Genomic DNA, 6,900 nt, shown 5'->3' on the forward strand with positions numbered 1-6,900 from the left:
CGGTGCCACCGCTGATGGCGATCTTCAGGTTCGTCGCGCCGGAAGGAATAACCACGGTGTAGTTGAGCTTGCCGTTGTGCGCCGCGGACAGGCCCGTCACCGCCACGCCGTTCTGCAGCACATTGCCGCCACCGCCGCCGCCACTGGAAACCGTGACGGAGGACGACTTCGAGTTCGTCGCGCCGCCATTGTCGGTGACCGTTTCGGTAGCGTTATAGGTACCTGCAGCCGCATAGGTGTGGCTGGGACTGGTGGCCGTGGACGTGCTGCCATCGCCGAAGGACCAGCTGTGCGAGGCGATGCTGCCATCGCTATCGGTGGAGCTGTCGGTGAAGGTGGCGGTAAGGCCGCTGGTGACCACGCTGAAGTTCGCCACCGGCGGCACGTTGGTACCGCCGCCGCCACCCGTGGCCCAGTTGGCCTGGGCATAGGTGTTGAGCTTGGAAATATCCAGGCTGCCGTAGCCGGTGGCCTGGTCAAAGCCCGTGGTGGCGGTGTAGCCGTGGCTCTGGTAACCGTTGTTGCCCGAGGTCACGTCATGCAGGATCGCCGTGTTGGTGGGGAAGGCGCCATAGAAGTTCGACGCCGGGAAACCGATGGTGTTGTTCGCCGCCGATTCAATACGCGCCCACACGCCGACGAAGATCGGCGAGGCGAGGCTGGTGCCGCCCACCTGCTCGGTCGATCCATCCACGATGATCAATGCGCCCGACGACGATGCCGCGTCGAAAGACACATCCGGGCCCACACGATGCGTGGTGCTCGAGCCCAGCGCCGTCTTCTGCCATGCCGGAGCCGTCTCGAACAAGCTGGTGCCGCCGCCCGTCGCCCACAGGCGCTCGTTGGTATACGTCGGCGGTCCGATCTGGGACAGGCCTTCGTTCCACACCGTTTCGCCCGTCCAGGTGGTACCGGTGGTGGAGAGCGTGGTGCCGCCCACCTGGATCACGTACGGAGAGCTGGCCGGCTCACTCACGCCATAGTGGGTAAGGTCGATCTTCACGGTGCCGGCGGAGTTCGCCACATAACCCGGCGAGCCGGATTGCGGATCGGTGGACCACTGGTAGACGCCGGCATCGCCCGAGCTCACCGAGAAGGTCTGGCCTTGCGCCACGGCCTGCTGGAAGATCGCATCGTCCGCCGACTGCACGCCCGACTGCTCGGCGGCCGTTTCGTCTTCACCCAGTGACACGTTGATCACCTTGACGATGTTGTCGGTGACGGCCTTGTTATAGGTGGCGGTAATCCCAGCGTCGGTAATTCCCGAGCTGCTGCTGTTGCCGTTGGCTGATGTATAGAAGATCAGCTGCTTCACGCCGCCGGACGTGCCCACGATGTCCTGGCTGTCGAGCGACCACTCGCCGTTGCTGTCGTTGTCGTTGGCGAAGGTGCCGCTGCCCACGCGCGTTTCCAGCGTATTGACGGTGGCCAGGCCCGCATTGGTGGTGAAGGTTTTCAGATCCTTGATGGTCTGGGTCATCGAACCCCAGGTGATGATGCCCACCGCGGTGTTGGTGGCTGCAGGCACCGAGCCTTTGTCGTAGATCGTGGCGAAGTCCTGCGGGTTGTGCGCGCCGATCGTGCCGGCGGCCTGCGGGGTGGCGCTGGAACCAGGCACCACGATGTTCTCGGGATGGTACACATGGTGCAGCGTGTGTTTCACCGACACGTTCTGCAGGCCCAGCACGGCGTTGACGGAATCGCCCAGCGCCGCGGGCACCATGGCCGGCTGGTCGTTGGCGTAGAAGTCGCGGCCGTTGGCCGTGAACGACTTCATGGTGGTGTTGAAGCCGTTGGTGGCGTTGGTGGCCGTACCGTCGGCGGAAACCATCAGGTTGTTCGGCGCTACCTGGATGTTGGAAAAGCCAGCTTGCGTCAGGTGGGCCACCACCTTCTGCACCTGGGCGTCGGTGGGCGCGAAGCGCGCCTTGAATTGCGCCGGGGTGAGGAATTTGCCGAATTCGGCCGTGCCCGGCTGGTTCACCGCCACGTTGAACGCGGCGAGGTCTTCCGGGTTGCGCAACTTCAGGCTCACTTCCACATGCAGCGGATGGCTGGGCGTAAGCGCCGTGACCACGCCGCCGTCGATGTGCGGTGAACCGGTGACATTAAGCGTATAGCCCGTGGCCGCCACGCTTTGCGCGGTGGCAACGTTGCTGGCGGCGGCCGCCTGCATGGCAGCCCGTGTGTTTGTACCCACCCAACTGTCCGCGGCATGCGCCGAGAACGAAAGCACGGCCGCGCCCACGGCCAGTGCAAGAAGCGTCTTGCGGAATGACTTGTTCGAACCATCGATCTTCATTCGTAAGTCCTTTATTCAACCCATAGACGTGCCGCCGGCCCATGCCGGGCGGCTCCGGTACTTCGTTAACGAGTACTGCGTCGTACGGGAATGACGCACATAGGCCCTCCAGCCTGTGCCCCTCCCCACATCGAGACTTGGCAGGCCCAGCTTTCGTCAATCTTTCGAACCCTGGTCAGGTTGACGGTTTTGCGTAGCACGTCATTACTTTGACCATCCGCAAACGATGACGGTCACAGATCAATCACATAGAACTTGCCGTTTCCGCGTAGGGGCTCGTGCAAAAGAAAAAAGGGAGCGCCGTGCCGCAGCACGACGCTCCCTTCGGTTCCCCAGAGGGTTAGCGGCCGAGGTCGCTGAGGAACCGCTTGGTGAACTGCAGCGTGGTGGAGTTGATCGAGCTGCAGGTGGGCGAGGCGAAGCCCGTGGAGCCGCCGGGGCAGGGGGTGTCACGGTCGAGCGACCAGTAGTGCACGCCGGCGAGCTTGTTGGTGGCGGCGTACGCGGTGATGGTGTCGACGTCCGCGATGCTTGTGGTTTCCGTCGTGTTGTCGTTCAACGCGATCATCGGCGTGAGTTCGATCTTGCTAAACGGAATGGCGTAGGTGTGCTGCAGGTTCTTCACCGCCTGGATCGCGGACTGGCCCATGTTGCACACGCCGCCGCTCACCACGCACACGCCCGCGCCTGCGCCGCCGAAGTCCATCACCATCAGGTTGATGGTGTAGTTCTGCAGGCTCGATGCCTTGATCGCCTTGATCACGCTATCGCCCAGCGAGTTCACGCCGCCGAAGCTGCCATCGGATGCACCGAGGGTTGCCAGGGTGAAGGAGAAGCGCAGGTTCGGGTTCAGGCCTTGCGCATACACAGCCGACGACACCAGCCCATTGATCGTGGCCGCCGACTGGCCGCCCTCGATGTCGAAGTCGATGCCGATCAGGTGAGAGCCGCCATACCTGCTAAGGAACGACGCCATGCCGGCCGTGCTGCCGCAGCTGAAGACGCCAGCCTGGCCACCGGTGGAGACGATGTAGTTCACGCCTGCGCTATTGAGCCTTGCAATATTGGCCGACGCGAATGCGGCACCCGGCACGCCGCCCCAGTTTTCGCTGCCGCATTCGCCCGTGGCAAAGGCAAGCGTAATGGCGCCAAGGTTAGGCACCTGCGTGGACACCAGGCTGCCACTGCCCACCACCGGAATACGCGTGCCGGTGAGCAGCGTGGACATGATGTTGGTGTTCCAGTCCAGGTTGATGGTGATGTCCTTATAAGGACTGAACACCAGCGAGCCTGCGGCCGGCGGCGGGTTGGTCGGCGGCGGCGGATCCACCGGCGGCGGAGTGGTCCCGCCACCTCCGCCCGTACACGAACCTTGCGACGTCCACGGCTGCCCCGAGCCGCTGCCGCCACTGCTGGTGGCCGGGTCGTTGCCCTGGGTCCACCAGTTGGCGATGTAGTTGTTGCCGTTCTCACTGGCGGTGTTGCCGCCTGTGTATACCTGGGTAGCGCTCCAGGCTGCTGCGCAACTACTTGCAGCTTCCGCCGTCTGTACGGGCACGGCGGAAAGGGCGAGGGTGGCCAGTGCTGCGCCGAGCGCACTGGAAAGGGTTCCGAGCGCAAGGCCGGACGTCTTAAGGTTCATGGGTGTTGCCTCCGGTTTAGGTGTACCGCCATGGAAGGAATATCGAGCGGTGCGCCATCGACTCCCCCGAGGCGCCCCTCACCGCTCGTGCCGCGTCCTTGCGCTTTGCCGCTAACCGAGAACGCAGACCGGTGTAGACCTGAATGACAACGTTGTCTATTGGCAAACCAACAAAGTGTGATGGCGGTTGTGAAGACGTAAACGTTTGAGTTTTAACCATTTATGCTGCGATGCAAGGCCGATTGAGACCGAAAACCTTCCACGACAGGCATTTTGCAACGCTGCGCTGCAGCGCCCGACGTCGGCTGCGCCAAAGTGCCGGGCTTGTCCGATCTGACAACGTTGTCGGCAAGGGGTCAGAGTGATAACTCTGACCCCCACTGCCACGGACATGTTTCCCGTGCCGAATAACGCGCTATGGTCCGTCACACCTTAGGGAGGGGAGTAGACGCATGCGTATCGTGATCGCTGGGATTCTGGGCGGGATCGTCATGTTCATCTGGGGCGCAATCGCCCACATGGCCACACCGCTGGGCGAGGCGGGTTTTGCCCAGCCCGTGAATGAAGACATCGCGTTGGCCGCGCTGAAGGTGGCGTTGCCCGCAGGTAATCACGCTTTCCTGCTGCCGTCGCCGGATCCGGCGCACATGGGTGACGCCACCGCCGTCAAGGCCATGGCCGAGAAATCCAGCCGCGAGCCCTTTGCCTTCGTGGTGTTGCGCAGCGAGCCACGGGACATGACCGCCATGGGCCACCAACTGGTGGTGCAGTGGATAGGCGATACCTTGTGTGCCTTGTTCCTTGCCTTCGTGTTGGCCGCGGCCGCCATGAGCTTCTGTCGGCGGGTGGTCATTGCCGGGCTGATGGGCCTGTTCGGCGTGCTGGCCAACATCGTGCCGTTCGGCAACTGGTACTCGTTCCCCACGGCGCTGGTGGGCGGCACCTTCGCCTATCAGCTGGTGGGCTGGCTGATCGCCGGCGCCGCGATGGCCTGGTGGCTGGGCCGCGGAGCGAAGGAGCGCGGGGATTACGTCCCGTGCCAGAGCAAGGGGCCGTAACTGAGCGTTGTCATTTTGGCATCGGGACCAGATAATCTCCGGTCAACTCCTTGATTTGACCGGAACTACCCATGCTGGATCCCGTGCTCCTGCGCGGGCGCCTGGCCGAAACCGCCGAGCGCCTTAAAACCACCCGCAACTTCGACCTGGACATCGCCCAGGTCGAGTCGCTGGAGGCCGAGCGCAAGACGCTGGCCACCGCCACGCAGGAACTGCAAAACCTGCGCAACACCCGCTCGAAGTCGATCGGCCAGGCCAAGGCCAAGGGCGAGGATGTCGCCGCCCTGATGGCCGAGGTCGCCGGCATCGGCGACAAGCTCAAGGCGAATGAGCAAGCCCTGCTGCACGCCCAGGAAAAGCTCGCCGCCATCGCGCTTCGCATCCCCAACCTGCCGCACGAAAGCGTGCCGGTGGGTAAGGACGAAAACGACAACCAGGAAATCCTGAAGTGGGGCCAGCCGCGCGGATTCACCTTCAAGGTGAAAGACCACGTGGACCTTGGCATCCGCCACGGCTGGCTCGATGCCGACGCCGGCGCAAAGCTAAGCGGCGCCCGCTTCACGGTACTCCGCGGCCAGCTGGCCCACCTGCACCGCGCGCTCGCCCAGTTCATGCTGGACCTGCACACCACGCAGCACGGCTACCTGGAATGCAACGTGCCGCTGATCGTCAACGCCGACGCGATGGAAGGCACCAGCCAGCTGCCGAAGTTCGAAGAAGACCTCTTCGCCACGCAAGTGGCCGACACCAAGCGCTACCTGATCCCCACGGCGGAAGTCGCCCTGACCAACCTGGTGCGCGATTCGATCATAGAAGCCGACGCGCTGCCCATGCGCATGACGGCACATTCCATGTGCTTCCGCGCCGAAGCGGGCAGCTACGGCCGCGACACCCGCGGCATGATCCGCCAGCACCAGTTCGAGAAGGTTGAAATGGTGCAGATCGCCAGCCCCGCGCAGTCGCATGCGCAACTGGAAGAGATGGTGGGCCACGCCGAAGTAACGCTGCAGAAGCTGGGCCTGCCGTACCGGAAGGTGCTGCTGTGCACCGGCGACATGGGCTTCGCGGCCACCAAGACGTACGACCTGGAAGTATGGCTACCCAGCCAGGACACCTACCGCGAGATCTCCAGCTGCTCGAACTGCGAGGATTTCCAGGCTAGGCGGATGCAGGCGCGCTGGCGGAACCCGGAGACGGGGAAGCCCGAGCTTGTGCATACGCTCAACGGCTCGGGCCTGGCCGTGGGCCGGACCCTGGTGGCGGTGATGGAGAACTACCAGAACGAGGATGGCTCGATCGAGGTGCCGAAGGTGCTGCGGCCCTATATGGCTGGGCTTGAGGCGATTGCCTGAGGCAAGCCGGCGAAGGTCACGGTACAATGGTTCGGTGAGACCCAGGCGTGCAATGCGCCTGGCTGGAAAAACAACGGAGAGATGGCCGAGTGGTTTAAGGCAGCAGTCTTGAAAACTGCCGTAGGTGTAAGCCTACCGTGGGTTCGAATCCCACTCTCTCCGCCAGATGGTCAATGGAATCAAAGAGTTATAACGGATTTTCTCTTTAACCCATCAAAGGACCCACCTAAATGGCTATCGCTGAAATTTCGGCCGCGCTGGGGGCCGTGAAAGCGACAACCGAGCTGGCGAAGGCAGTCATAGGGGCAAGTAGCAGTGTCGCGACTGCCTCGCTGAAGTTGCAACTCGCGGAAATGATGTCTTCGCTCGCTGACGCCAAACTCGCGTTGGTCGACGCGCAGGAAGCGGTGGGAAAGGTCGAGGCTAGGAACAGGGAGCTTGAGGAAGCTTTCGAGACCAAGGCGACCATTGTGCGCAAGCTCAGTGGAATCTACATCGCTGACGCGAATGGCGACCCATCCGGTGACGCACACTGCCTAAGATGCT

At 63.1% G+C, this 6,900-nt stretch carries 5 protein-coding genes and 1 tRNA gene; 4 read left to right on the top strand and 2 right to left on the bottom strand.

Annotated elements, in window-relative coordinates:
- Nucleotides 1-2,302: protease pro-enzyme activation domain-containing protein (locus tag VK519_RS16045; RefSeq protein WP_324351401.1), on the bottom strand; the 2,302-nt coding region annotated here is incomplete at its 3' end.
- A 340-nt stretch (nucleotides 2,303-2,642) separates the two neighbouring features.
- Nucleotides 2,643-3,944, bottom strand: a complete 1,302-nt coding sequence (locus tag VK519_RS16050; RefSeq protein ID WP_324351402.1) for a carbohydrate-binding protein — start codon at nucleotides 3,942-3,944, stop codon at nucleotides 2,643-2,645.
- Between the two features lie 452 nt (nucleotides 3,945-4,396).
- On the opposite strand from VK519_RS16050, the gene VK519_RS16055 reads away from it, so the two are divergent.
- The 4 genes from VK519_RS16055 to VK519_RS16070 all read left to right on the top strand — a co-directional run.
- Complete coding sequence (locus tag VK519_RS16055; protein ID WP_324351404.1) at nucleotides 4,397-5,002, top strand: hypothetical protein; 606 nt, start codon at nucleotides 4,397-4,399, stop codon at nucleotides 5,000-5,002.
- Between the two features lie 71 nt (nucleotides 5,003-5,073).
- Nucleotides 5,074-6,354: a serine--tRNA ligase gene (gene serS / locus VK519_RS16060; protein WP_324351405.1), complete on the top strand. Its 1,281-nt coding sequence runs from the start codon at nucleotides 5,074-5,076 to the stop codon at nucleotides 6,352-6,354.
- A gap of 75 nt (nucleotides 6,355-6,429) precedes the next feature.
- A tRNA-Ser gene (locus VK519_RS16065) sits at nucleotides 6,430-6,519 on the top strand.
- Between the two features lie 65 nt (nucleotides 6,520-6,584).
- On the top strand, nucleotides 6,585-6,900 hold a 316-nt coding region (locus VK519_RS16070), incomplete at its 3' end, for a hypothetical protein (RefSeq protein WP_324351406.1).

Origin of the sequence: Pinirhizobacter sp., from assembly GCF_035317885.1 — a bacterium.
In the GTDB taxonomy this organism is placed as follows: domain Bacteria; phylum Pseudomonadota; class Gammaproteobacteria; order Xanthomonadales; family Rhodanobacteraceae; genus Pinirhizobacter.